The following is a 23,094-nucleotide window of genomic DNA, read 5'->3' on the forward strand; positions in this document are numbered from 1 at the left end:
GTGTACTTGTACGCCGTATAGTTCAACGTGTACGACGTATAGTTGTCAACCGTGATGGGAAAACTCACCGCGCAGGCGATCGCGGAGCGGGCTCTGGAGATCGGCGACGCCGAAGGGCTCGACGCCGTCACCATCCGGCGGCTGGCCACTGACCTGGGCGTGACGCCGATGGCCCTCTACTGGCACTACAAGAACAAGGAACAACTGCTCACCGGCATGGCCGACCACCTGATCGCCGGCTTCGCACCCAAGCCCGCCGACGACCGGTCGTGGCAGGAGCAGCTACGCGAGCTGGTGGACGGCCTGATCAGGACGCTGCGCGCGCACTCCTGCGCCAAGAACGTGATCGAGCAGATCGACCCGGCCTCCGTCCCGAACTTCCTGCTCGTCTGGGAGCACACGCTGCGCCTGGCCCGGGTCGCCGGGTTCGGCGTCGAGGAGAGCTGCCTGATCACCAAATACCTGCTGCAGAGCGCCATCGCCGTCGCCGACGCGCCCGTGCACTTCCCGTCGGGGCCGGCCCGCGACGAGATCGTCCGGGTCAAGCGGCTGAGCCTGCAGTCGCTGCCCGCCGAGACCTACCCGAACCTGGTGGCGATGGCCGGCCCGCTGGTCGTCGGCCCCGACCCCGGGCTCTACGACACCTTCGGCGTCGACCTCGTGCTCAGCGGTATAGAGGCGCTGGCGGCCAGACGTTAGGGTGCTGATCATGGCATTTGAGCTGATCTGTGAGATCGAACCGCCCACGAAGCCTGATCTGAAGCACGTCAGACACCAGATCGGCACGATGGGCAAGATCGCCCATTCGTTCCTCATCCCGGACAACCACATCGGCCGCGCGACCGTGTCCAGCGTGGCCGTGGCCCACGAGGTGCAGGCGATGGGCGGGCGCGGCATCGCCTGCCTCAACTCGCGCGACCGCAACCTGCTCGGCTTCCAGCGCGACCTGCTGACGGCGGGGGCCTACGGCGTCGACCAGTTCCTCTTCGTCTACGGCGACAAGCCGACGAGCGGCAACCGCACCAGCGACCTCACCGTGCGCTCGATGATCGAGGAGGCCAGGAGCTTCGCGCCGGGCTTCCGGCTCGGGGCCGCGGCGGGCATGCGCACGCTGCCGTCGTGGAAGCGCGCGGCCGACTTCCTGTTCCTGCAGGTCGGCTTCTCCCTGGAGGCCCAGCTCCGCTGGCGCGACGCCCACCCGGTCGACGTGCCCGTCTACGCGGGCGTCATGGTCCTGGCCAGCGAGCGGCACGCGCGTACCCTGGCCGCCGCGATCCCCGACATCGAGCTGCCGGAGGAGCTGATCGCGAGGGTGGCGGGGGATCGCATGGCCGGGGTGGAGGCGGCCTGCGAGCAGGTGCTCGCGCTGCGCGACTCGGGCGCCTTCGACGGCGTCCACCTCGTTCCGGTCTCCCGTTACCGCGACGTGGAGTCCAGGCTCGCCGCCGCCCTCTGATCCCTGGCCAGGGCGGCCAGGACGGCGCCGGCCGCGGCGACGGCGAAGAGCACCGCGTACGCCCGCTGGAACCCGTCCATGAGCTGTCCCACGGCCACGGGCGAGAGCGTGGAGAGCGTGCCCGCGTAGACCTGGTCCCGCAGGCCGGGCCCCACCGAAACGGTCACGACGCTGAGCGACAGGCCGACGCTGATCACGATCCCGACGTTCATGATCATGACACGGAAGCCGTTGACCACCCCCAGGCTGCCCACCGGCAGGGCCCGCATGACCTGGGTGGTGTTGCCGGTCAGGAACGTTCCGCTGCCGCAGCCCGCCACGAACAGCCCGATCCCGATCACCCAGTACGGCGTCGCGGGATCGGCCGTCAGCATCAGCGTGCCCAGCCCGGCGGCGGACAACACGGCTCCGCCGATGGACAGCGCGTACGGCGACACCTTCTGCCCGAGCATGCCCACGATGGGCGAGGCCAGCCCGATGCCGACCGGCACCGGCAGCACGCTCAGCCCCGCCGTGAACGAGTCGAGCCCCCTGGCCGCCTGGAAGTACAGCGCCACCACCAGGATCAGCGCCGAGCGCGCCAGCGCGTTGCAGAACGAGGCCAGGTTCGCGTAGGCCAGCAGCCGCCCCCCGAACAACCGCAGGTCCAGCACCGGGTTGGCGGAGCGACGCTCGGCCAGCACGATCAGCGGCACCAGCAGCACGAAGAGCGCCACCCCGGTGATCACGACCGGGCTGGTCAGCCCGCCCGAGCCCGCCTCCGACAGCGCGAGCAGCAGCGCCGACAGCGCCGCGAACACCAGCACGTTGCCGAGCCCGTCGATCGGCTCCTTGGGCCGCCTGGGCATCTTGCGTAAGATCGCCGCGCCCCAGCCGAGCGCGATGAGCCCGGCCGGCACGTTCACCCAGAAGATCCACTGCCAGCCCGCGGCCTCCGCGATCAGGCCGCCCAGCGTGGGCCCGGCGAGTTGCGCCACCGAGAGCGTGCCGATGTAGACGCCCATGCCCTGGCTGAGCCGCTCCGGCGGGAACGCGTCCGTGATGATCACGGTGCCGTTCGCCAGGATCATCGCCGCGCCGATCGCCTGCACCACCCGCATCGCGACCAGGAACCAGACGTTCGGCGACAACCCGGCCAGCAGCGAGGCCAGGGTGAACAGCGCGAAGCCCGCCAGGTAGACCTCACGCCGGCCGAGCAGGTCGGCCACCCGGCCGAAGAACACCAGGGTCGCGGTGTTGACCAGCAGGAACGACAGCAGGATCCAGCCGGATTCGAGCGCGCCGGCGTGGAAGTGCCGCACCACGGAGGGAAGGGCCACGTTCAGCGTGCTGCCCGCGATGCCGATGAGGACCAGCCCCAGGCTGGTAACCGAGCACACGCGCCAGGCGTACCGCAGGCGGCTGTCGTCTTGGGGGGGTGCCGCGACCATGCCCTCCACTATGACGTACGACGTACGTCCGTTTTATCCCAGGGGTCACCTGGCCCGCTTGCGTAACCCCTCCAGGTCGTGGATCACCACCCGCCGCCGGCCCGTCTCGATGAGCCCGCGGTCGCGCAGCGTGCGCAGCGCCTTGCTGACGGCCTCCCGCGAGGCGCCCGTCCAGCCCGCCAGCTCGTCCTGGGAGAGCGGCAGCGCCACGCGTACCCCGCTGTTGGTCTTCTCCCCGTAGCGGTCGGCCAGCTCCAGCAGCCGGGTGGCCACCCGGCCCGTGGTGTCGAAGGCGCCGTACTCGATGCGCTTGCGGTCCGCGTCGCGCAGCCGCCCGCTGACGAGCTGCATGAGCAGCACGGCGATGCGCCCGTGCTGCTCCAGGAACGTGGGGAAGTCGCGCACCACGATGCCCGAGATCGGCTCCAGAGCGGTCACCGTGGCCGAGCGCGGCGACCCGTCGATGGCCGACAGCTCGCCCAGCAGCCCGCCGGGGCCGCGCACGGCCAGCACCACCTCGGTCCCGCTGTTGGTGTGCGAGGAGACCTTGACCCGGCCTTCTAGCAGCACGAGCACCCAGTCGGCCGTGTCGCCCTCGGTGATGACCGTCGTGCCGCGATCCCAGCGTCGCAACCGCCCGGCCCTGCGCAGGGCCTCGCCGTCCTCGTCGCTGAGCATGGACAGGAATTCGCCGGACTCTGAAGCCATGCGGATGATTATGTCGGCACGGGTCCGGCCCTTCTATGGCAAATGCGTCAGAACGTAGGCCGCAACAAGCTCTTCCTTGCCCTTGAGGCTGAGCTCTCCCAGAGGGTCCACCGAAACGTCATGGCCCAGTTGCCGCAGCGTGGTCTCGCCGATGACCACCGTGCCGGGCTCGGCGACGCCCTGGAGCCTGGCGGCCACGTTCACGCAGTCGCCCATGGCGTTGAAACCGCGTAACTCCGGGCTGCCGATGTTGCCGACCAGCGCGGGCCCGGTGTTGACGCCCACCCGGAACGTCGGCCACTCGACGTCGTCCACCCGCTTCCACGCCATCTCCTCGGCCACCTCGGCGGCGGCCCGCTGCATGTCGAGTGCGGCCCTGCAGGCGGCGCGCGCGTGCCCGGCCTGCGTGGCGGGCGCGTTGAACAGGGCCAGCAGCGCGTCGCCGACGAACTGCACGATCGTGCCGCCGTTGTCGAGGATGCAGGGGACGGCGGCCGTGTGGTAGCGGTTGAGCATCTCGACGATCTCGCCCGGCGTGACCCGCTCGGAGAACGTGGTGAAGCCCTTGAGGTCGGCGAAGAGCGCGGTCAGCTCCCTCAGCTCGCCGCCGAGCGCCGCCTGCCCCGGGTCGGCCAGCAGGGCGTGCGCCACGTCGGGCGACATGTACTGGTGGAAGAGCGTGTGCAGCTCCCGGTAGAGGCGGGCGTTCTCCAGGGAGATGGAGAGCTGGCCGGCCAGGGTGGCGGCCAGCGCCTCGTCCTGGCGCGTGCGGCCGATGGGCACCTCCAGGACGCCCGCCAGGTTGCCTTTGACGGTGAGCGGGAAGGCGAGCAGGCGGTCGCGCCGGATCGGGTCGGCGCCGGTGAACTCGTAGGCGCGCGAGCCGATCGCGGTCTTGCCGTCCGCGACCAGGCCGATCTTGACGTCGCCGTACGCCTGCCGCACCCGCTCCAGCGACGTGGCCAGCAGCTCGGCCTCGGGCAGCCCGACCCTGGTCTGCGCGGTCACCGCCACGAGGGCGGCCAGGCGCTCCGACAACTCCCGCTCATTGGCCAGCGCCTCGCCGGCCCGGTCGAGCACCGCGGCCTGGCTCTCGTTGAGCCGGAACTTGCCCGACAACCGGGCGGCGGCCAGCGGCTCACCCCGCCGCACGTGCTCGACCATCTCCTCCAGCGCCTTGTCGTAGTCCTGCTGGATGCGGCGCACGGTCGCCGACAGCGTCACCGAGTCGAACAGTCCCGCGCTCGACCCCTCGCGCCGGAACTGCAGGTAGGAGCTGTAGGCCACGAAGACGAAGGCCAGGGTGAGCAGCAGGTGCCACTCCCACCAGGACAGGTGCCAGTTGTGCTGGGACATTCCGGCGATCATGGCCTCGGCCAGCAGCGCGTACGCCGTGATCAGGCTGATCAGCATGGCCGACGGGCGCCGCCGATGCAGCAGGAACATCATCACGCTGGCCGCGCCGTACAGGAGCACGCCGGGGATGGACGCCCAGCCCAGCCAGTCGACGGGCGACCGCGGCGGCGGCTCGCTGAGCGGCGTCAGGCCGGGGATCAGCGAGATGAGCCCCCACAGGGCCATGAAGCCGAAGAGCGCCCCGCGCACGAAGTGTTGCGCGCCCAGCACGGCCTTGGCCGCCGGCTCGCCCAGCGGCAGCGCCGAGGCGAACGCGAACGCGGCCGCGATCGTGAGGCCCACCTGCTGGCCCAGGTCGAACCCGAGCGAGCCGGTCGGCAGGATGACCTGCGGTGTGGCCAGACCGTGCAGGAAGAAGAAGCCGGCGCTGCTCAGGAAGACCATGGAGACCAGGAACAGCCGGGCGTCCTGCCGCCGCCGGGACGCCTCGCTGATCAGGGCGCCGAGCACCACGTTGACGCCGGCCACGATGATGATCATCCAGAAGTGGCCGGCGTTGTGCTGCCAGGGGATGTTGACCTTCGGCTGGGCCAGCAGCAGCCACAGGGCGAGCAGGGGCACGATCAGGTGGATGCCCCAGACCACGCCGCGCACGGGCTGTGTGGCCGGAGGCAGGTAGGGGGCATCGCTCGGCGTCGGCACAGACCCGATTATGCACGCGCGACAGCCATCTCCAATGCGTCGTTTTACTCACCGATGTCGCCAACAACCGGTCAACCAGGTCAGTAACGGTATGTTTCGTGACAGATACGTTATGTAGTTCCTGTCATCCCTTGGAACGTTTGAAACGTGAATCACATGACCAACATCTGCAACACGTTCCTCTGGAAGGCAAGCCCGTGGCTATCAAGATTCGCGGTGGGCGCTCGCTCACTCTCGTCACCGTCGGAGCGCTGGCCGCCGCGCTCCTCGCCGTCGGCGGCGTCGCCACCGCCTCGTCGGCCGCCGGCGAAGTACACGCTTGCGTACACAAGAAGTCGCGGTACGCCCGCATCGTCACCCCGACCACGAAGTGCCGCAAGACCGAGGAATCGGTCCTGATCGGCGGTGGTGGCACCTCCACGACGACCATTCAGCAGGGTCAGCAGGGCGCGACGGGCCCGCAGGGCAAGCAGGGCGTCCCCGGCCCCACGGGCGCGACCGGCGTCCGGGGTCTGCCCGGCAAGCAGGGCGCTCAGGGCCTCCAGGGCCTCAAGGGGGAGACCGGCCCGCAGGGTCCCAAGGGTGATGACGGCAAGGACGGCCTGCCGGGCAAGAACGGTCAGGACGGTCTCCCGGGCAAGAACGGCCAGGACGGCAAGGACGGGCGGCCCGGCCGGGACGGCGATGACGGCAAGGACGGCAAGCAGGGCCCGGCCGGCCCGCAGGGCCCCAAGGGTGACAAGGGCGAGTCCGGCGCCGGCGCCTCGTACACGACCTACACCAGGACCGAGTCCATCAGCGGGACCGGCTCCGAGACGGCCTCCTGCCAGTCCGGCCACGTGGCGACCGGCGGCGGCTTCTCCTTCGGCAGCCTCAAGAACGCCATCGTCCTGAGCAGCATGCCCAGCGGCGGCTCCGGCTGGACGGTCAACGTCGCCAAGGACGACAACGGCAGCAACACCTACGCCAGCACCCAGACCGACCCCAAGACCACCACCACCACCAACGGTGGCGGCGGTGGCGGCACCTCGGTCAGCGGCAGCGTCTACGTCGTCTGCCTGAAGAAGGTCTGACACAACGATGAGGGCCGGCCCGGAATCCCGGGCCGGCCCTCGCTCGCGGATCGTCAGCCGAACAGCGCGGGAAGCGCCGCCGAGTGCGTTTCCCGCAGCTCCGTCACCGCGACCTCGAACACGTCCTCGACCACCAGCGACGCGCCGCCGGTGGTGCCGAGCCGGTAGCAGGGCACCTCGTGCCGCCCGCAGAGCGCGGCGAACTCCTCATAGGTCTCGGGCCGCACCGCGACCAGCGCCCGCGAGGCCGACTCGCTGAACAGGCCGGTGAAGGCGTCGCCGCTGAGCGTCACCGCGGCACCGACGCCCCGCGCCAGGCACGACTCGGCCAGCGCGACGGCCAGGCCGCCGTCCGACAGGTCGTGGGAGCCTTCGAGCAGGCCCCGCCTGGCCGCCTCGACCAGCACCGTCCCGAGCGCCCGCTCCGCCTCCAGGTCCGCCTGCGGCGGCAGCCCGCCCAGGTGGTGGTGCGCCACGTGGGCCCATTCGGAGCCGCCGAACTCCGCCTGCGTGTCGCCGAGCAGGACGACCTCCAGGCCCTCGGCGACGAACCCGGTCGGCACCCGCTTGGCCACGTCCTCGATGACGCCCAGCACGCCGACGACGGGCGTCGGGTGGATGGCCGTCGAGCCGGTCTGGTTGTAGAAGGAGACGTTGCCGCCGGTCACCGGCACGCCCAGCAGCTTGCAGGCGTCGGCCAGGCCGCGCACGGCCTCGGCGAACTGCCACATGACCTCGGGGTCCTCGGGGGAGCCGAAATTGAGGCAGTTGGTGACCGCCAGCGGCTCGGCGCCGGTGACGGCCACGTTGCGGTAGGCCTCGGCGAGCGCGAGCTGCGCCCCCGCGTACGGGTCGAGCTTGGCGTAACGACCGTTGCCGTCGGTGGCCAGCGCGATGCCCCGGGTCGTCGGCTCGGCGCCCGCCATGACCTCGGAGATCCGCACCATGCCCGCGTCGGCCGGCTGGGCCAGCACGGTGTTGGCGCGGACGTAGCGGTCGTACTGGGAGGTCACCCATTCCTTGGAGGCCAGGTTGGGCGAGCCGAGCAGCTTGAGCAGCGTCTCCCGCAGGTCCGCCGGCCGCTCCAGCCGGTCGGGCGTGTCGGCGTTGAGCGCGGCCTGGCCGGCCGGCTCGTGGAAGGGCCGCTCGTAGACGGGCCCGTCGTCGGCGGCGGTGCCCGGCGGGATGTCGACGATGACGTCGCCGTCCCACGTCATGACCAGGCGGCCGGTGTCGGTCACCTCGCCGATCACGGCGGCGGGCACGTCCCACCGCCGGCAGATCGCCATGAACGCGGGGATGTCGTCCGGCCGGACCACGGCCATCATCCGCTCCTGCGACTCGCTCATGAGGATCTCCTCGGGCCTGAGCGAGGGGTCGCGGAGCGGGACCAGGTTGAGGTCGACGGCCATGCCGCCGGTGCCCTTGGCGGCCAGCTCGGTGGTGGCGCAGGAGACGCCGGCCGCGCCGAGGTCCTGGATGCCGACGACCACGTCGGCCGCGTACAGCTCCAGGCAGCACTCGATGAGCAGCTTCTCCATGAACGGGTCGCCGACCTGCACGGCGGGCCGCTTGGCCTGCGACTCGTCCTCGAACGTGGCGCTGGCCAGCACCGAGGCGCCGCCGATGCCGTCAGGGCCGGTGGAGGCGCCGAACAACACCACCTGGTTGCCGGGCCCTGGCGCGGTGGCCAGCTTGATCTGGTCCTTGCGCAGCAGGCCGACGCACAGGGCGTTGACCAGCGGGTTGCCGATGTAGCAGGGGTCGAAGACGAGCTCGCCGCCGATGTTGGGCAGGCCCAGGCAGTTGCCGTAGTGGCTGATGCCCTCGACCACGCCGGGCAGCACCCGGCGGGTGTCCACGGCGTCGGCGCCGCCGAAGCGCAGCGCGTCCATGACGGCGATCGGGCGCGCGCCCATCGACATGATGTCGCGCACGATGCCGCCGACGCCGGTGGCCGCGCCCTGGTGCGGCTCGACGTAGGACGGGTGGTTGTGCGACTCGATCTTGAACGTGGCCGCCCAGCCGTCGCCGATGTCGACCACGCCGGCGTTCTCGCCCATGCCCACCAGCAGCGCCTCGGACTTGGGCGCCTTGGTGGCGAACTGCTTGAGATGCACCTTGGACGACTTGTAGGAGCAGTGCTCGGACCACATGACGCTGTAGATGGCCAGCTCGGAGCCGGTCGGACGGCGGCCCAAAATCTCCTTGACCCGGTCGTACTCGTCCTGCTTCATCCCCAGCTCGGCGAAGGGCATCGGCTCCTCGGGAGTCTCCGCCGCCCGCTGCACACTGTCGGTCATGCGTTCACCAGGTTCTTGAGGATGGAGGTGAAGAAGCCCAGGCCGTCGGTGCTCGGCGCGCCGACGAGCTCCTCGACGGCGTGCTCCGGGTGCGGCATGAGGCCGACCACGTTGCCCGCCTCGTTGCGGATGCCCGCGATGTCGTTGAGCGAGCCGTTGGGGTTGCCGCCGACGTAGCGCACGACCACGTGGCCGCCCGCTTCGAGCGCGGCCAGGGTGTCGTCGGCGGCCACGTAGCGGCCCTCGCCGTGCTTGACCGGCAGGACGATCTCCTGGCCCGGCTCGAAGGCGTTCGTCCAGGCCGTCGCGGTCTGCTCGACCCGGAGGCCCTGGTCACGGCAGACGTAGTGGAGCGAGCCGTTGCGCACCAGCGCGCCCGGCAGCAGATGGGCCTCGCACAGGATCTGGAACCCGTTGCACGTGCCGATCACCGGCAGGCCCGCTCCGGCGGCCGGGATGAGCTCCTCCATCAGCGGCGCGAACCGCGAGATGGCGCCGCACCGCAGGTAGTCGCCGTAGGAGAAGCCGCCGGGCAGGAAGACGGCGTCCACTCCCTTCAGGTCGCGGTCGGCGTGCCACAGCGGCACCGCCTGTGCGCCCACGAGGCGCACGGCTCTGGCGGCGTCCTGGTCGTCGAGAGTTCCTGGAAACGTGACTACGCCCACACGGGCAGCGCTCATGACAGTCGTCCCCTCCGAGGAATGCGCGCGCACGCGCCGCCGTCACTTCGGGGTGGACGGCGGTCAGCGGCGGTCACTTCAGGTTATCGGGTGCCGCCGGATGTTCGGCAACGGCCGGGGCCTGCGGCGAATCGCCAGCTCAGACGGCCGCGAGCTCGCGGGGACGGGCATGGGCCGCGTCATCCCAGGCGAGCAGCTTGCGCAGATGGACCGTGGTGCCACGACCGGGTGTGCTGCCGAAGGAGATCTCGTCCACCACGGAGCGCATGATCAGCAGGCCGCGGCCGTTCTCGGTGTCGGGAGGAGGAAAGCGCAGCGGCATCGACGGCGTGCCCGCGCCGTTGTCGGCCACCCGCACGTCGCAACGGCCGTAGCCGATCGCCGCCGTCACCTCGTAACGGTTGGCGGGTCCTCCATGCCGGACCGCATTGGAGCACGCCTCGGAGACGGCGAGCAGCATGTCGGCGATGCACGTCTCGCTCACGTTGAGTGAACGCATGGCATCCCCTAGCACCCGCCTGACCATCGGTATGCCGATCGCATCCCGAGGCAGTGCCAACGAGAACTCAATATCCACCGGACTCCTCCGGGCGCCGGAATGTCACCTGGAGTAGGTTTCCCTGTGAAATCGGGGCTAACCGCAAAATCACGTTGTTGTTATTTAGTGTTGGCAAGCCCGTGGCATTGTGGCACGTCCGAACCCCGTTTTAACCGACCAGGGGGAAATCCAGGGCGCAAATGTGCCGATCTAGCCCTCAACCCGGACGCTGTAGTCCTCGATCACGGTGTTGGCCAGCAGCGTCTCGGCCATCTTGCGCACCTCTTCGAGCGCCGCCTCGTCGGCCGGGCCGTCCAGCTCGACCTCGAAGCGCTTGCCCTGGCGAACGCTGGGAACGCCGGAAAAGCCGAGCCTGGGCAGCGCTCTGGCGATCGCCTGGCCCTGCGGGTCGAGGATCTCGGGCTTCAGCATGACGTCCACGATGACGCGGGCCACTGCGTTCCTCCTGCTTGGAGTGGGGTCGGGAAAGCAAGCCTACCGGCGTGTGTGGCTGCCGACACAACGGGAACGGGGGAGGGATGGGGCTTGCGCGAAGGGCTGTGACGTCTGCCACCATGTCCCCAAACGCGTACGAACCACCACCTCACGGTTCATCGCACAGAAGGCTGGCCTAAGGTGGCAACCCCATCAGCAGACCGGCCCCGACGCACATGGAGCGGCACGTGACAGCCGACGCCTCTCGTGGTGCAGAAGCACCCCCGGAGCTCGTCCAGTTGCTCACCCCTGAGGGAGAGCGGGTCGAGCACCCCGACTACGACATCGACTTGACCCCGGAGGAGATCCGGTCGCTCTACCGCGACCTGGTGCTCGTCAGGCGCGTCGACCTGGAGGCCGTGGCGCTGCAGCGCCAGGGCGAGCTGGGCATCTGGGCCTCGCTGCTGGGGCAGGAGGCGGCCCAGATCGGCTCGGGGCGCGCGCTCACCGACACCGACATGGCCTTTCCCACCTACCGCGAGCACGGCGTGGCGTGGTGCCGCGACGTCGACCCGGTGAAGCTGCTCGGCCTGTTCAGGGGGGTCAACCACGGCGGGTGGGACCCCAAGGAGCACAACTTCCACCTGTACACGATCGTGATCGGCAGCCAGACGCTGCACGCGGTCGGCTACGCCATGGGCATCCAGCGCGACGACGCCAACGCCGCCACGATCGTCTACTTCGGCGACGGCGCGACCTCGCAGGGCGACGTCAACGAGTCGTTCATCTGGGCCAGCGTGTTCAACGCGCCCATCGTGTTCTTCTGCCAGAACAACCAGTGGGCCATCTCCGAGCCCCTGGAGAAGCAGAGCCGCATCCCGCTCTACCGGCGCGCCTCCGGCTTCGGCTTCCCCGGGATCCGGGTCGACGGCAACGACGTGTTCGCCTGCCTGGCGGTGACGAAGAAGGCCCTGGAGGCCGCCCGCACCGGTCAGGGGCCGACGCTCATCGAGGCGTACACGTACCGGATGGGCGCCCACACCACCACGGACGACCCGACGCGCTACCGCGTGGCCAGCGAGCTCGAAGCCTGGAAGCTCAAGGACCCGATCGAGCGGGTCAAGGCCTACCTGTTCAAGAACGAGCTGGCCGACCAGGCGTTCTTCGACACCGTCGACGCCGAGGCCGACCAGCTCGGCGCCGACCTGCGCCGCCGTTGCCTGGCCATGCCCGACCCCGAGCCGCTCGCCATCTTCGACCACGTCTACAGCGAGCCGCACGCGCTGATCGACCAGGAGCGCGCCCAGTACGCCGCGTATTTGGAGGGGTTCGAGAAGTGAGTGTGCTGAGCCTTTCCAAGGCGCTCAACGAGGGCATGCGCAAGGCGATGGAGGACGACTCCAAGGTCCTCATCATGGGCGAGGACGTCGGCAAGCTGGGCGGTGTCTTCCGCGTCACCGACGGCCTGCAGAAGGACTTCGGCGAGGACCGCGTCATCGACACCCCGCTGGCCGAGTCGGGCATCATCGGCACCGCGATCGGGCTGGCGCTGCGCGGTTACCGCCCGGTGTGCGAGATCCAGTTCGACGGGTTCGTCTTCCCCGCGGCCGACCAGATCATCACCCAGCTCGCCAAGATGCCGATGCGCTCGCTGGGCGCGATCAAGCTGCCCGTCGTCGTGCGCATCCCGTGCGGCGGCGGCATCGGCGCGGTCGAGCACCACAGCGAGTCGCCGGAGGCGTACTTCACGCACACGGCCGGGCTGCGCGTGGTGGCCTGCTCCAACCCGGCCGACGCCTACACCATGATCCAGCAGGCCATCCGCAGCGACGATCCGGTGATCTTCTTCGAACCGAAGCGCCGCTACTGGGAGAAGGCCGACATCGACACCGGCTCCACCGACTGGTGGCCGCCGCTGCACGCCGCCAGGACCGTGCGCTCCGGGACCGACGTCACGCTGCTGGCCTACGGTCCCATGGTCAAGACCTGCCTGGAGGCCGCCACGGCCGCGCAGGACGACGGCCGCTCGATCGAGGTCATCGACCTGCGCTCGCTCAACCCGCTGGACACGCCGGTGGTCATGGAGTCCGTACGCAGGACCGGCCGGGCCGTGGTCGTGCACGAGGCCCCCGTCAACAACGGCTTCGGCGCCGAGCTCGCGGCCGGCATCACCGAGCAGTGCTTCTACCACCTGGAGGCCCCCGTCCTGCGGGTCGGCGGCTTCTCCACCCCCTACCCCCCGTCGAAGCTGGAGGAGCACTACCTGCCCGATCTGGACAGGGTGCTCGACGCCGTCGACCGGACCTTCGGCTACTGAGGGAGTGGACATGCGACGCGAGTTCAAGCTCCCGGACGTCGGCGAGGGGCTGACCGAGGCGGAGATCGTGCGCTGGCACGTCAAGGCGGGCGACGACGTCAAGGTCAACCAGATCGTGGTGGAGATCGAGACGGCCAAGTCCATCGTGGAGCTGCCGATCCCGTGGGAGGGGGTGGTGGCCGACCTGATGGCCGAGGAGGGCCAGACGGTCGACGTGGGCGCCCCGATCATCGCCGTGGCCACGGCGGGGGAGGACGCCCCCCAGAAGGGACAGGCAGCCGCTCAGCCCGCCGCAGGGGCCTCCCACGACCCGGCGGCCGCTCAGCCCGGGGCCTCCCGCGACCGTGCGGCCGCTCAGGCCGGCACAATGGCCCCCCACGACCGGGTCGCGGCTCTGGCCGACGACATGGTGCCCAAGCCTCCGGCGGAGGGCGCCGTCGAGCCGGGCGCCCATGGCAGCCCGGCGCCCAAGGAGGAGCGCCAGGCGGTCCTGGTCGGCTACGGCGTCAAGACGGGCGCGTCCAAGCGCCGCGCCCGCAAACAGCGGGCCCCGGGCGACTCGACCGGCTCGGCGTCCCCAGTCACCCCGTCGCCCCCGGTGGCGGCGGTGGCGGCGGACCACGCGCGGGTGGCCGTCCTGGCCAAGCCACCGGTACGCAAGCTGGCCAAGGACCTGGGCGTGGACCTGACGTCCATCTCCGGCACCGGCCCCCAGGGCTCGATCACCCGCGACGACGTCCACGCGGCGGAGGCGACCGGGCGGCCACCGGCGGGCGGCGAGCGGCGGGCGGGCGCCGAGCAGCGGGCGGAGGAGCGCATCCCGGTCAAGGGCGTGCGCAAGATGACCGCCCAGGCCATGGTGACCAGCGCCTTCACCGCTCCGCACGTCACGGAGTTCCTCCAGATCGACGTGACGGAGACCATGGAGGCGGTGCGGCGCCTGCGCGCCCTGCCGGACTTCGCCGAGGTCAAGGTGTCCCCGCTGCTCTTCGTGGCCAAGGCGGTGCTCACCGCCGTCAGGCGCCATCCCATGATCAACTCATCCTGGGACGAGGCGGCCCAGGAGATCGTGGTCAAGCACTACGTCAACCTCGGCATCGCCGCCGCCACCCCCCGCGGCCTCGTCGTGCCCAACGTCAAGCAGGCCCACGCCCTGTCCCTGACCGACCTGGCCGGGGAGCTGGGCCGGCTCACGGAGACGGCCAGGGCGGGCCGTACCCAGCCGGCGGAGATGTCCGGCGGCACCATCACGATCACCAACGTCGGCGTGTTCGGCGTCGACACCGGCACCCCGATCCTCAACCCGGGCGAGTCGGCCATCCTCGCCTTCGGCCAGATCAGGGACATGCCCTGGGTGGTGGACGGCGCGCTGGCGGTGCGCAAGGTGACCACCCTGGCGCTCTCCTTCGACCACCGGATCGTGGACGGCGAGCTGGGCTCACTGTTCCTGCGCGACATCGGCGCCATGCTGGAGGACCCCCTGCGTATGCTCGCCTGGAGCTGAGCGGAAAGCTTGAGCTGAGCGGAAAGGCCTGAGCTGAGCGGAGAAGGCTGGAGCTGAGCGGAAAAGGCTACGGTGGCCGCCGGGAGGACCCCTCCCCCGGCGGCCACCGTAGGTCCGGTCACCCGCACCCACCAGCAACAGAGCCGACATCACCTGATTTGATACATCGATAATGTGGACCGCATGATTCGCCACATCGTGCTGTTCACCTGGACCGAGGACGCGACCGAGGAGCAGCGGGCGGCGGTGACCGCCGAGCTCCGCAAGCTGCCCGGGATCATCCCGGAGCTGCGTTCCTACATGGTCGGCCCCGACGCCGGCATCAACCAGGGCAACCACGCCTACGCGGTGGTCGCCGACTTCGACGACGTCGACGACTACCTCGTCTACCGCGACCACCCACGGCACCAGGCCGTGATCGCCGAGTACATCAAGCCGATCCTGGCCGAACGCGCGGCAGTGCAGCTCAGTCTCTGAGAACTCCGGCGCGGTCAGGCGAGACAGGACAGCGGCCGGCCGCCGTTGTAGGTGATCATGTCCAGCACGGCGGCGACCAGGTCGATCGGCGCGCCGAGGGGGTGTCCGTCGAGTTCGGCGTAGGCGCGGTGCAGATTGCCCACGATGCGCTCGGAGTCGAGCAGTCCGCCCCATTCGCCCAGATCGGTCTCCCTGGCCGCGTCCAGCGGCGACAGGCCCGCCGCCCGGCCGCGCCGGGCGGTCTCCTGCACGAAGCGCAGGTAGCCCTCCACCGGTTCGTACGCCTCGGGCCCGCACACCTCGCCGTGCCCCGGCACGACGGTCTCCGCCCCCAGCTCCCTGAGCTGGGCCAGCGCGTCCAGCGTGCCGGCCACCGAGCCCATCAGCACGAACGGCGTTCCGCCGTTGAAGACCAGGTCGCCGGCGAACAGCACCCGCCGCTCGGGAATCCAGACGTAGGAGTCGTTGGTGGTGTGGGCGGCGTGCCCGACGTGCCGGACCTCGCACCGCAGGTCGTCGGAGTGCAGCGTGATCCGGTCGGTGAAGGTGAGGAACGGCGGGTCGAGCTCCATCTTGCCCCACTCCACCTCGGGCGACCACGCCGCGCGGTAGGCAGGGATGCCGTCGGCCAGGATCTGCGCGCGCACGCCCTCGTGCCCGACGATCGTCGCCTCGGGGAAGAGCCAGTTGCCGAAGGTGTGGTCGCCGTGGTGGTGGGTGTTGACCAGTGTGGTGATCGGCCGGTCGCTGACCTTGCCGACGGCCGCGCGCAGGGCCCTGGTGCGCCGCTCGGTGGAGCAGGCGTCGACGCAGATGACGCCGCGCCGACCGGCCAGGAAGCCGGTGTTGTTGATCCACCAGCTTCCGTCGGGCTGGACGTAGGCGTAGACGCCGGCCGACACTTCCTCGACGCGCGGGGGCGGCAGGGCCTCGTCGTGATCATGGGAAGTCGCGCTCATGCCCGCGAAGCTACTCTTCACGGGCCCGGCCGGCTGTGCCTTCTATGACAGAACGCCCGCGCGACGGCGGGCGTTCTGCCGGACCGCCGCGGGTGGCAGCGGGTCCTAGCGGGCTAGAAGGCCGCCTCCGGGAGCTCCATGAGCTCCTGGCCGGTGGAGTCCAGCACGCGCCGCTCGGCGGCCAGCCGGGGCAACACGGTCTTGGCGAAGAACGAGGCGGCGGCGACCTTGCCGAGATAGAACGGGTCCTCGCCGCCGGCCAGCTTGGCCAGGGCCACCTCGGCCTGGCGCAGCAGCAGCCAGCCGATGACCAGGTCGCCCAGCGAGAGCAGCAGCCTGGTGCTGTTCAGCCCGACCTTGTACACCTCGGCCGGCGTCTCCAGCGACCCGAGCGCCCAGCCCGCCATGGTGTCGCCCATGGCCTTGACCTCGGCGGCGGCCTCAAGGAGCAGCTTGCGCTCCTCCTTGAGCCGGCCGTTGCCCGCCTCGGAGCCGGCGAACTCGTTGATCTCGCCCAGCAGTGAGCCGATCGCGGCGCCCTGGTTGCGCAGGATCTTGCGGAAGAACAGGTCGAGGCCCTGGATCGCCGTCGTGCCCTCGTACAGAGAGTCGATCTTGGCGTCGCGGATGTACTGCTCGATCGGGTAGTCCTGCAGGTAGCCGGAGCCGCCCAGGGTCTGCAGCGAGCGGGAGAGCAGCTCGTACGACCGCTCGGAGCCCACGCCCTTGACGAGGGGCAGGAGCAGGTCGTTCATGTCGGCGGCGGCGCGGTCGGCCGGGTCGATCAGCAGGGCGTCCTGGAACGTGGCCGTGTAGAGCACCAGGGCGCGCATGCCCTCGGTGTACGACTTCTGCAGCATGAGCTCGCGCCGGACGTCGGGGTGGTGGCTCACGGTGACCCGGGGAGCGGTCTTGTCCGTCATCTGGGTCAGGTCCGCGCCCTGCACGCGTGCCTTGGCGTAGTCGAGGGCGTTCAGGTAGCCGGTGGAGAGCGTGGCGATGGCCTTGGTGCCGACCATCATGCGGGCGTGCTCGATCACCATGAACATCTGCTTGATGCCCTCGTGCACCTCGCCGACCAGCCAGCCGACCGCCGGCTGCTTGTCGCCGAACGTCAGCTCGCAGGTCGTGGACGCCTTCAGGCCCATCTTCTTCTCGACGTTGGTCACGTAGGCGCCGTTGCGCTCGCCCAGCTCGCCGGTCTCCAGGTCCACGTGGAACTTGGGCACCAGGAACATCGACAGGCCCTTGGTCCCGGCGCCGTGACCCTCGGGGCGGGCCAGCACGAGGTGGAAGATGTTGTCGGACATGTCGTGTTCGGCGCTGGTGATGAAGCGCTTGACGCCCTCGATGTGCCAGGTCCCGTCGGGCTGCCGCACCGCCTTCGTACGCCCCGCGCCCACGTCGGAGCCGGCGTCCGGCTCGGTGAGCACCATGGTGGCGCCCCAGTTGCGCTCGATGGCCAGCTCCGCGAAGCGCTTCTGCTCCGGGGTGCCCACCTTCCACAGCGTGTAGGCGAAGTTCGGGCCGGCGGCGTACATGTACAAGGCCGGGTTCGCGCCCAGCACCAGCTCCGCCGTGGCCCAGGCCAGGCTCCTCGGGACGCCGGGGCCGCCCAGTTCGGCAGGCAGGTCGAGGTGCGCCCAGCCGCCGTCCACCAGCGCCTTGTAGGACTTCTTGAAGCCCTCGGGAACGCGTACCGAACCGGTCGCCGCGTCGAACACGGGCGGGTTGCGGTCGCCCTCCTCGAAGGAGTCCGCGAGGACTCCGGTGGCCAGTCTGTCGACCTCGTCCAGGATGCTGCGGGCGATATCCTCGTCGACTTCCGCGAAGGGCCCAGTGCCGAGGATCTCGCGTCGCCCGAACACCTCGAAGAGGTTGAACTCCAGGTCACGCAGGTTGCTCTTGTAGTGGCCCATGGGTGCCGATCTCCTTGAACCGAGGCGTTATGTACTGGTGAGTAACCTTACTCTGAAATGCTACCCGCGGGTAACCCGCGCTATGCATGGCATGCTCATCTCCATGGACGCCGAAGAACTCGCCGCCAGATGGCGAGAGCGACTGGAATCCTGGGCCATACCGGATGAGATCCTGGCCAAGGCTCCGGTGGATCCCTGGAGCCACTCGCCGGAACGGTTCGGCACCCGCACCGACCGGGCCCTGGCCGAGCCCGACGACGGGCCGACCATGACCCGCCTGTCGGAGGCGCTGCCCGACGGGGGCATGCTGCTCGACGTGGGCTCGGGCCCGGGAGCCGCCTCCCTGCCGCTGCGCGAGCGCATCGGCCACCTCTGGGCCGTCGACACCTCGGCGTCGATGCTGGAGGGGCTCACGGTCCGCGCGGACCGGCTCGGCGTGCCGGTGACGGCGGTCGAGGGGCGCTGGCCGGACGTGGGGGACCGGGTGCCCGTGGCCGACGTGTCGGTGGCCGCGCACGTGGTCTACAACGTCCCCGACCTGGCCGGCTTCCTGCGGGCGCTCGACGGCCACACCAAGGGCCGGGTGGTGCTCGAACTGTCGCATCGCCATCCCATGAGCTGGATGGAGCCGCTGTGGCAACACTTCCACGGGCTCGACCGGCCGGTGCGGCCCATCGCGGAGGACTGCGTGGCCCTGGCGGCGGCGCTCGGCTACGCGGTGCACGTGGAGGAGCGGGAAGCTCCCCTGGAACGTTTCACCTCGCTGGAGGAGCTGGCCGCCAGCGTGTGCAGGCGGGTCTGCCTCGACCCCGCCCGCGCGGAGGAGGTGGCGGCGACGGCGCTGGAGCTCGGCATGTGGCCGCTGCCCCGCGATCGATGGGTCACCATCTGGTGGGAATGACCCCGAATTTCGGGGTGTTACCTGAGATGAGCTGAAGAAAGCTCCCGGACGAGACGCGCCGTACCCGGAAGGAACGACGACGCAGGCACCACGACCTCGTCTTCAGGAGTTCCATCATGGCTTGGATCGTCATCGTGCTGGCCGGCCTCTTCGAGGTGGTCATGGCACTCTCGCTCAAACTCAGCAACGGGTTCACCCACCTGTGGTGGGCCCTGTCCTTCCTCGTCACGGCCGTGTTCAGCTTCGGCCTGCTGTCGTACGCGCTCAAGACCCTGGAGGTCGGCACCGCGTACGCCGTGTGGACCGGCATCGGCGCGGCCGGCACCGCGGTGCTCGGCATGATCGCCATGGGCGACCAGGTGTCGCCGGCCCGGCTGATCTCCATCGCCCTCATCGTGGCCGGCGTCATCGGGCTGCGGGTGCTGGCTTGACGTGCGCCTACGCGGTCGGTTTAGGTGTGCGGATGATTGAGATCCACGCCATCACCATCGACGCCGCGGACCCGTACGCGATCGCCACCTGGTGGAGCCGCGCCACGGGGCTCCCGCTCGGCGACGACGACAATCCGGGGGACGACGAGATCATGTTGCGGACGGAGCGGGACCCGTTCCTGCTGTTCATCCGCGTGCCGGAGGGCAAGAGCGTCAAGAACCGGCTGCACTTCGACGTCAACGGCACCGACGGCAGGACCCGTGACCAGGAGGTCGAGCGGCTGACCGGGCTGGGCGCCACCGTCTTCGACGATCGGCGCCGGCCCGACGGCAGCGGATGGGTGACCATGCTCGACCCCGAGGGCAACGAGTTCTGTGTGTGCAGGAGCCAGGCGGAGCGGGAGCCCGCGCTCTGAGGGCGGTCACTTCGCCGGACGAGCGCGGCCCCGCATCGTGAGCGTCAGGACGGCGGCGATCAGGTAGACCAGCGCGCCGTGCCACAGGGCGTGCACGCCCGAGCCGAACACCCCTTCGCCGTCCAGCACGAGCTGGACCGGGTAGTCCAGCACGGCCGTGATGCCCGCGGGCAGCAGCGCGAACTTCCACGGATGCTTCAACGACCAGAGCCGGGCCTGCCGGGTCACCCGGTCGCCCTGCTCCGGCTTGGAGACCGCCCCGATCGCGGCGATCAGCGCGAACAGGCTGATGCCGAGGCCCAGCGCCCACACCAGGTCGCCGCCACCGGTGAGCAGCCCGAGCCCGAAACTGGCCGCGGTCACGACGCCGCCGCCGACCGCGGCGGCCTTCCAGGGAGCGCCGCGCAGAGCGGCGCCCGACAGCGATACTTCATCACGTCGGCTGATTTCGTTCATGTCATCCATGCTGCCTTTCCGCCTGCCCTGGGGGCATCGGGGATGGCCCTGAGGCGTCCCTGACATCATGCGGACATGCGGAAATTCGTGATCGTGCGACTTGGGCCGGATGACGGCGAGCGGCTGAGGGAGGTCCGGCTGCGGGCGCTCCAGGACACGCCGGACGCGTTCGCGTCGCCGTACGCCGTGGAAGCCGCCTTCCCGCCCGGGAAATGGGCCGACCGGCTGGCGGATCAGAGCGCGCGGTGGTGGGTGGCCGAGTCCGGCGGCGCCGACGTGGGCCTGGTGTGCGTGAAGCTGGAGGAGGCCGGGGCGCACCTGCTGTCCATGTGGGTGGCCCCGGAGGCCAGAGGCTCGGGGGCGGGCTCCCGGCTCGTGGACGAGGCCGTGCGCTGGGCCAGGAGCGGCGGCGCCGAGAAGGTCGGGCTCTGGGCCGTCGACCAGAACGACGCCGCCCGCGCCCTCTACGCCCGCAAGGGCTTCACCCCGAGCGGCCGGGTGATGGCCCTGCCGTCCAACCCCGCCCTGATGGAGTCGCATTACGAGCTGTCGCTGCTCTTCCGTCAGGCCCGCAGGGAGGACGTGCCCGCGATCGTGGCGATGCTGGCCGACGACCCCCTCGGCGCGACCCGCGAAGGCGATCCGGGTGACGAGCGCTACCTGGCCGCCTTCGACCGCATCGACGCCGACCCCGGTGACGAGCTCATCGTGGCCGAACGCGAGGGCAAGGTGGTGGGCACGATGCAGCTCACGTACCTGGCCGGGCTGTCCAGGCTGGGCGCCGAGCGTTGCCAGATCGAGGCCGTCCGGGTCGCCGCCGCGGCTCGGGGCCAGGGGCTCGGCCGCAAGATGATCGAGTGGGGCATCGGCAGGGCGCGGGCGCGCGGCTGCGTGATCGTGCAGCTCACGTCCGACAGGTCACGTCTGGACGCGCACCGCTTCTACGACTCCCTCGGCTTCACCGACTCCCACGTGGGCTACAAGCGCGCGCTGAGCTGATCCTCCACGACCGGGCTGATCTCGACCAGGTTGTCGTGGAAGCCCGGCCCCATGCCCATGTCGCCGTCCCGCTCGGCCACGACCGCGTTCGGGTTCGCGCCGCCGGGGCTGAGCTTCGGCCAGCGCCCCTTCGGCGAGGCCACCACCCCGGCCGCCACCCGGTCGCTGATCTCCACGTCGGCCAGGAACTCGCCGCCGCCGTTGTGCACGCGTACCCGCTGGCCGGCGACCAGCCCGCGCGCCGCCGCGTCGGCCGCGTTGACCAGCACGACCGGGTCCTTGGCGCGCCGCCGCAACTCCGCGTTGTTGCCGAAGGTCGTGTTGAGGAACGTGTGCGAGGCGGGCGTGACCAGGGCCAGCGGGTACGCCCCGCGCTCGGCCGTCCTGGCCGTGTGCGACGGCACGTACGCCTTGTCCGCGGGCGGGAAGCGCAGGCGGCCCGAGCGCGTCGGGAAGCCCTCGGCGAACGGCGTGAAGGGCTGGGGATAGTTCATCCGCAACCAGCCCTCCTTGCGCAGCCGGTCGAGCGTGATGCCCTCCAGCGACGGATGCCCGCTCGACAACAACTGCTCGGCCAGCTCCAGATCCGAGTCGAACAACGACGGCTCGGTCATCCCCATGTGCGCCGCCAGCCGCCGGAACGTCTCCGTCGTGGACAGGCACTCGCCGGGCGGGGCGACGGCGGGCTCGTTCCACATCAGGTACATGTGGCCGTAGCCGGCGTGCAGGTCCTGGTGCTCGATCTGCATGGTCGCGGGCAGCACGATGTCGGCGTAGTCCACGGTGTCGGTCGGGAACTGCTCCATGACCACCGTGAACAGGTCCTCGCGGGCGAGCTCACGCCTGATCGTGTTCGCGTCGGGGGTGGAGCCGACCGGGTTGGCGGCGTACACCCACAGGCACTTCACCGACTCGAGCTGGGAGGCCAGTTTGGTCATGACGAGCGTGCGGACCGGCTTGGCCAGCAGGTCCTCGCGGGTGTCGACGTCGACGTGCACGTGGCCGCTGGTGGAGTAGGCGAGGCCGCCGCCCGGGTGCCGCCAGTCGCCGGTGACGCCGGGGATCGCGGCGATCGTGCGCATCGCGGTGCCGCCGCCCTCGTGCCGCTGGATGCCCTGCGTGGCGCGGATGGCGGTCGGGCGGGTGTGGGCGAGCCGCATCCCCAGGTTGTGGATGGATTCGGCCGGGATGCCGGTGATGTCGGCCACCGTCTCGACCGGATATTTCAGGATTTCTTCGCGGAAGTCGTCCCAGCCCTCGGTGTGCTCGGCCAGGAACTCCGCATCCTGCGCGTTCTCCGCCAGCACGACGTTGAGCAGGCCGAGCGCGAGCGCCGCGTCCGTGCCCGGCCTGATCGCCAGGTGCTCGTCGGCCTGGTCGGCCGTCCTGGTGCGGATCGGGTCGATGGCGACGACGTGCGCGCCGTTCGCCTTCGCGTCCTGGATGAACTTCCACAGGTGGTGGCCGCTGGTCAGCGGGTTCGTGCCCCAGAGCAGGATCAGCTTGGCCAGCGCGAAGTTCTCCGGGTCCATGCCGCCCGAGGTGCCGTTCGTCCGCGTGATGCCGCTGCTGCCGGCCGACGAGCAGATGTTGAGCCAGTGCTTGGAGGCGCCGAGCATGTTCCAGAACCGGCGGCCCGCCACGCCCTCGCAGCCCTGCAGGTAGCCGAGCGTGCCGGTGCCCAGATAGGGCCAGATCGCCTCGCCGCCGTGCTCGTCGACGATGCCGCGCAGCCGGGTGGAGATCTCCTCCAGGGCCTCGTCCCAGGTGATCCGCTCGAACTGACCCGAGCCCTTGGGCCCGGTGCGGCGCAGCGGGTGCAGGATGCGGTCCGGCGCGCGCGTGTGCTCCAGGTAGCGGTTGACCTTCACGCACAGCGCGCCCCTGGTGTAGGGGTGGTCGGCGTTGCCGCGCAGTTTGACGGCGGCGCCGTCCTCGACGCTGACGACCCACGAGCAGCCATCGGGGCAGTCAAGCGGACAAGCCCCCAAAACTCTCAATTCACCCGACATGCGACACAGCTTACGTCGAGCT

Annotated in this window: 22 protein-coding genes and 1 riboswitch; of the genes, 11 read left to right on the top strand and 11 right to left on the bottom strand. The window is 70.3% G+C overall.

Features of this window, described 5'->3' with window-relative positions; translation table 11 throughout:
* Positions 1–54 precede the first annotated feature (54 nt).
* Both ACWD0F_RS06610 and ACWD0F_RS06615 read left to right on the top strand, forming a co-directional pair.
* Positions 55–699: a TetR/AcrR family transcriptional regulator gene (locus tag ACWD0F_RS06610; protein WP_449872944.1), complete on the top strand. Its 645-nt coding sequence runs from the start codon at positions 55–57 to the stop codon at positions 697–699.
* A 10-nt stretch (positions 700–709) separates the two neighbouring features.
* Positions 710–1,456, top strand: a complete 747-nt coding sequence (locus ACWD0F_RS06615) for a methylenetetrahydrofolate reductase (protein WP_449872909.1) — start codon at positions 710–712, stop codon at positions 1,454–1,456.
* Here the strand turns inward: ACWD0F_RS06615 and ACWD0F_RS06620 are convergent.
* Genes ACWD0F_RS06620 through ACWD0F_RS06630 form a run of 3 tightly spaced genes read right to left on the bottom strand, consistent with a single transcriptional unit; the run spans position 1,417 to position 5,652 of the window.
* On the bottom strand, positions 1,417–2,886 hold the full coding sequence (locus ACWD0F_RS06620; RefSeq protein ID WP_449872910.1) for an MFS transporter: 1,470 nt from the start codon (positions 2,884–2,886) through the stop codon (positions 1,417–1,419). The genes ACWD0F_RS06615 and ACWD0F_RS06620 overlap by 40 nt on opposite strands.
* A 45-nt stretch (positions 2,887–2,931) precedes the next feature.
* Entirely contained in the window at positions 2,932–3,594 is a 663-nt protein-coding gene (locus ACWD0F_RS06625) for a Crp/Fnr family transcriptional regulator (protein WP_449872911.1), read from the bottom strand.
* Positions 3,595–3,627: 33 nt separating this feature from the next.
* Positions 3,628–5,652, bottom strand: a complete 2,025-nt coding sequence (locus tag ACWD0F_RS06630) for an adenylate/guanylate cyclase domain-containing protein (protein ID WP_449872912.1) — start codon at positions 5,650–5,652, stop codon at positions 3,628–3,630.
* Positions 5,653–5,849: 197 nt separating this feature from the next.
* Here ACWD0F_RS06630 and ACWD0F_RS06635 point away from each other — a divergent pair, with 197 nt between their 5' ends.
* Positions 5,850–6,725 carry a hypothetical protein gene (locus ACWD0F_RS06635; protein ID WP_449872913.1) on the top strand — a complete coding sequence of 292 codons (876 nt, stop codon included), beginning with the start codon at positions 5,850–5,852 and terminating at the stop codon, positions 6,723–6,725.
* A 53-nt stretch (positions 6,726–6,778) separates the two neighbouring features.
* On the opposite strand, the gene purL is transcribed toward ACWD0F_RS06635, so the two are convergent.
* The 4 genes from purL to purS form a co-directional block, all read right to left on the bottom strand.
* A complete protein-coding gene (gene purL / locus ACWD0F_RS06640; protein ID WP_449872914.1) occupies positions 6,779–9,028 on the bottom strand; it encodes a phosphoribosylformylglycinamidine synthase subunit PurL in 2,250 nt (749 codons plus the stop codon).
* Positions 9,025–9,708, bottom strand: a complete 684-nt coding sequence (purQ, locus tag ACWD0F_RS06645) for a phosphoribosylformylglycinamidine synthase subunit PurQ (protein ID WP_449872915.1) — start codon at positions 9,706–9,708, stop codon at positions 9,025–9,027. Before purQ ends, purL begins: the two co-directional genes overlap by 4 nt.
* Before the next feature lie 139 nt (positions 9,709–9,847).
* Positions 9,848–10,234 (bottom strand): ATP-binding protein, encoded by a 387-nt coding sequence (locus tag ACWD0F_RS06650; protein WP_449872945.1) that lies wholly within the window; start codon positions 10,232–10,234, stop codon positions 9,848–9,850.
* Between the two features lie 222 nt (positions 10,235–10,456).
* Positions 10,457–10,702 (bottom strand): phosphoribosylformylglycinamidine synthase subunit PurS, encoded by a 246-nt coding sequence (gene purS / locus ACWD0F_RS06655; protein WP_449872916.1) that lies wholly within the window; start codon positions 10,700–10,702, stop codon positions 10,457–10,459.
* 215 nt (positions 10,703–10,917) lie between these two features.
* Here purS and pdhA point away from each other — a divergent pair, with 215 nt between their 5' ends.
* The 4 genes from pdhA (at position 10,918) to ACWD0F_RS06675 (ending at position 14,979) form a co-directional block, all read left to right on the top strand.
* A complete protein-coding gene (pdhA, locus tag ACWD0F_RS06660; RefSeq protein WP_449872917.1) occupies positions 10,918–12,021 on the top strand; it encodes a pyruvate dehydrogenase (acetyl-transferring) E1 component subunit alpha in 1,104 nt (367 codons plus the stop codon).
* Positions 12,018–12,998 carry an alpha-ketoacid dehydrogenase subunit beta gene (locus ACWD0F_RS06665; protein ID WP_449872918.1) on the top strand — a complete coding sequence of 327 codons (981 nt, stop codon included), beginning with the start codon at positions 12,018–12,020 and terminating at the stop codon, positions 12,996–12,998. The genes pdhA and ACWD0F_RS06665 overlap by 4 nt, the downstream gene beginning before the upstream one ends.
* Before the next feature lie 10 nt (positions 12,999–13,008).
* Entirely contained in the window at positions 13,009–14,502 is a 1,494-nt protein-coding gene (locus ACWD0F_RS06670; RefSeq protein ID WP_449872919.1) for a dihydrolipoamide acetyltransferase family protein, read from the top strand.
* Between the two features lie 183 nt (positions 14,503–14,685).
* On the top strand, positions 14,686–14,979 hold the full coding sequence (locus ACWD0F_RS06675) for a Dabb family protein (RefSeq protein ID WP_449872920.1): 294 nt from the start codon (positions 14,686–14,688) through the stop codon (positions 14,977–14,979).
* A gap of 14 nt (positions 14,980–14,993) precedes the next feature.
* On the opposite strand, the gene ACWD0F_RS06680 is transcribed toward ACWD0F_RS06675, so the two are convergent.
* Together ACWD0F_RS06680 and ACWD0F_RS06685 are read right to left on the bottom strand one after the other, a co-directional pair.
* Positions 14,994–15,938, bottom strand: a complete 945-nt coding sequence (locus ACWD0F_RS06680) for an MBL fold metallo-hydrolase (RefSeq protein WP_449872921.1) — start codon at positions 15,936–15,938, stop codon at positions 14,994–14,996.
* A 113-nt stretch (positions 15,939–16,051) separates the two neighbouring features.
* Positions 16,052–17,857: an acyl-CoA dehydrogenase gene (locus tag ACWD0F_RS06685; protein WP_449872922.1), complete on the bottom strand. Its 1,806-nt coding sequence runs from the start codon at positions 17,855–17,857 to the stop codon at positions 16,052–16,054.
* A gap of 103 nt (positions 17,858–17,960) precedes the next feature.
* Between ACWD0F_RS06685 and ACWD0F_RS06690 the strand changes: the two genes are divergently transcribed.
* The 3 genes from ACWD0F_RS06690 to ACWD0F_RS06700 all read left to right on the top strand — a co-directional run bounded on the left by ACWD0F_RS06690 (position 17,961) and on the right by ACWD0F_RS06700 (position 19,605).
* Positions 17,961–18,758, top strand: a complete 798-nt coding sequence (locus ACWD0F_RS06690) for a class I SAM-dependent methyltransferase (protein ID WP_449872923.1) — start codon at positions 17,961–17,963, stop codon at positions 18,756–18,758.
* 25 nt (positions 18,759–18,783) lie between these two features.
* Positions 18,784–18,844: riboswitch (guanidine-III (ykkC-III) riboswitch) on the top strand.
* Positions 18,845–18,874: 30 nt separating this feature from the next.
* Positions 18,875–19,189 carry a DMT family transporter gene (locus tag ACWD0F_RS06695; protein ID WP_449872924.1) on the top strand — a complete coding sequence of 105 codons (315 nt, stop codon included), beginning with the start codon at positions 18,875–18,877 and terminating at the stop codon, positions 19,187–19,189.
* A 32-nt stretch (positions 19,190–19,221) separates the two neighbouring features.
* Complete coding sequence (locus ACWD0F_RS06700; protein ID WP_449872925.1) at positions 19,222–19,605, top strand: VOC family protein; 384 nt, start codon at positions 19,222–19,224, stop codon at positions 19,603–19,605.
* A 6-nt stretch (positions 19,606–19,611) separates the two neighbouring features.
* Here ACWD0F_RS06700 and ACWD0F_RS06705 read toward each other — a convergent pair whose 3' ends face one another.
* Positions 19,612–20,061 (bottom strand): hypothetical protein, encoded by a 450-nt coding sequence (locus ACWD0F_RS06705; protein WP_449872926.1) that lies wholly within the window; start codon positions 20,059–20,061, stop codon positions 19,612–19,614.
* 75 nt (positions 20,062–20,136) lie between these two features.
* Between ACWD0F_RS06705 and ACWD0F_RS06710 the strand changes: the two genes are divergently transcribed.
* Positions 20,137–21,060, top strand: coding sequence for a GNAT family N-acetyltransferase (locus ACWD0F_RS06710; RefSeq protein WP_449872927.1), 924 nt, complete (start codon positions 20,137–20,139; stop codon positions 21,058–21,060).
* On the opposite strand, the gene ACWD0F_RS06715 is transcribed toward ACWD0F_RS06710, so the two are convergent.
* The gene (locus ACWD0F_RS06715; RefSeq protein WP_449872928.1) at positions 21,039–23,072 is read right to left on the bottom strand and encodes a molybdopterin-containing oxidoreductase family protein; all 2,034 of its coding nucleotides are present in this window, start codon (positions 23,070–23,072) and stop codon (positions 21,039–21,041) included. The genes ACWD0F_RS06710 and ACWD0F_RS06715 overlap by 22 nt on opposite strands.
* Positions 23,073–23,094 lie beyond the last annotated feature (22 nt).

The sequence above is a fragment of the Nonomuraea sp. NPDC002799 genome, assembly GCF_053592075.1.

Excerpts from the sequence above, each read along its gene's own strand:
- ACWD0F_RS06610 (WP_449872944.1), top strand. The coding sequence starts at position 55 with ATGGGAAAACTCACCGCGCAGGCGATCGCGGAGCGGGCTCTGGAGATC.
- ACWD0F_RS06615 (WP_449872909.1), top strand. The coding sequence starts at position 710 with ATGGCATTTGAGCTGATCTGTGAGATCGAACCGCCCACGAAGCCTGAT.
- ACWD0F_RS06620 (WP_449872910.1), bottom strand. The coding sequence starts at position 2,886 with ATGGTCGCGGCACCCCCCCAAGACGACAGCCGCCTGCGGTACGCCTGG.
- ACWD0F_RS06625 (WP_449872911.1), bottom strand. The coding sequence starts at position 3,594 with ATGGCTTCAGAGTCCGGCGAATTCCTGTCCATGCTCAGCGACGAGGAC.
- purL (WP_449872914.1), bottom strand. The coding sequence starts at position 9,028 with ATGACCGACAGTGTGCAGCGGGCGGCGGAGACTCCCGAGGAGCCGATG.
- purQ (WP_449872915.1), bottom strand. The coding sequence starts at position 9,708 with ATGAGCGCTGCCCGTGTGGGCGTAGTCACGTTTCCAGGAACTCTCGAC.
- ACWD0F_RS06650 (WP_449872945.1), bottom strand. The coding sequence starts at position 10,234 with ATGGTCAGGCGGGTGCTAGGGGATGCCATGCGTTCACTCAACGTGAGC.
- pdhA (WP_449872917.1), top strand. The coding sequence starts at position 10,918 with ATGGAGCGGCACGTGACAGCCGACGCCTCTCGTGGTGCAGAAGCACCC.
- ACWD0F_RS06670 (WP_449872919.1), top strand. The coding sequence starts at position 13,009 with ATGCGACGCGAGTTCAAGCTCCCGGACGTCGGCGAGGGGCTGACCGAG.
- ACWD0F_RS06675 (WP_449872920.1), top strand. The coding sequence starts at position 14,686 with ATGATTCGCCACATCGTGCTGTTCACCTGGACCGAGGACGCGACCGAG.
- ACWD0F_RS06680 (WP_449872921.1), bottom strand. The coding sequence starts at position 15,938 with ATGAGCGCGACTTCCCATGATCACGACGAGGCCCTGCCGCCCCCGCGC.
- ACWD0F_RS06685 (WP_449872922.1), bottom strand. The coding sequence starts at position 17,857 with ATGGGCCACTACAAGAGCAACCTGCGTGACCTGGAGTTCAACCTCTTC.
- ACWD0F_RS06690 (WP_449872923.1), top strand. The coding sequence starts at position 17,961 with ATGGACGCCGAAGAACTCGCCGCCAGATGGCGAGAGCGACTGGAATCC.
- ACWD0F_RS06695 (WP_449872924.1), top strand. The coding sequence starts at position 18,875 with ATGGCTTGGATCGTCATCGTGCTGGCCGGCCTCTTCGAGGTGGTCATG.
- ACWD0F_RS06700 (WP_449872925.1), top strand. The coding sequence starts at position 19,222 with ATGATTGAGATCCACGCCATCACCATCGACGCCGCGGACCCGTACGCG.
- ACWD0F_RS06705 (WP_449872926.1), bottom strand. The coding sequence starts at position 20,061 with ATGAACGAAATCAGCCGACGTGATGAAGTATCGCTGTCGGGCGCCGCT.
- ACWD0F_RS06710 (WP_449872927.1), top strand. The coding sequence starts at position 20,137 with ATGCGGAAATTCGTGATCGTGCGACTTGGGCCGGATGACGGCGAGCGG.
- ACWD0F_RS06715 (WP_449872928.1), bottom strand. The coding sequence starts at position 23,072 with ATGTCGGGTGAATTGAGAGTTTTGGGGGCTTGTCCGCTTGACTGCCCC.